1 protein-coding gene is annotated in these 459 nt (G+C 57.7%); it reads left to right on the top strand.

Going from position 1 to position 459, the window contains the following annotated elements:
- On the top strand, positions 1-185 hold a 185-nt coding region (locus H2Z84_RS21140), incomplete at its 5' end, for a hypothetical protein (protein WP_220272773.1).
- Between the last annotated feature and the right edge of the window lie 274 nt (positions 186-459).

Here is a 459-nt window from a genome sequence, read left to right as displayed (position 1 = left end):
ATCACTCGGGTTTAAGAAGCCAAGCGAAGCATTCTGGGAATGTTGCTTCAATCTGGATATCAGAATTCCAAGCACCGTTGCACTTGGCCCTTGAAACCGCCGGTACTTTCTTTTGGCGAAGCAAAAGCAAAGTACCTCGACGGCGGGGCGAGACCCGCGAAGTTGTATTTGCCTTTGATGTTTAAGGGCTGCTGTTGATACACAAAGGGCAAGAATCCGCTCACGCGGATGATGGTTTTGATGCCGCTTCCGCGCGGCGAACGGGAAAGAGGGCTTGCCTGGCCAAGCCCTCCTTCACCTCCAAGGCCACCCCACAAGCATGGCCTGCGGCGGCCCGACAGGACCCGACCGAGGAGAGGCGCGCCTGAACTCGCGATTTGCTAAGGTCAAATCGCTCAAACAGGGCAGGCGCTTAAGACCTCGCCCCGGCCACCCGTCGGCATGCTTGACGGGGCCCAT

Source organism: Aquitalea aquatica, assembly GCF_013911085.1.
GTDB classification, from domain to species: Bacteria; Pseudomonadota; Gammaproteobacteria; order Burkholderiales; family Chromobacteriaceae; genus Aquitalea; species Aquitalea aquatica.
This window is presented reverse-complemented; position numbering and strand designations above follow the sequence as displayed.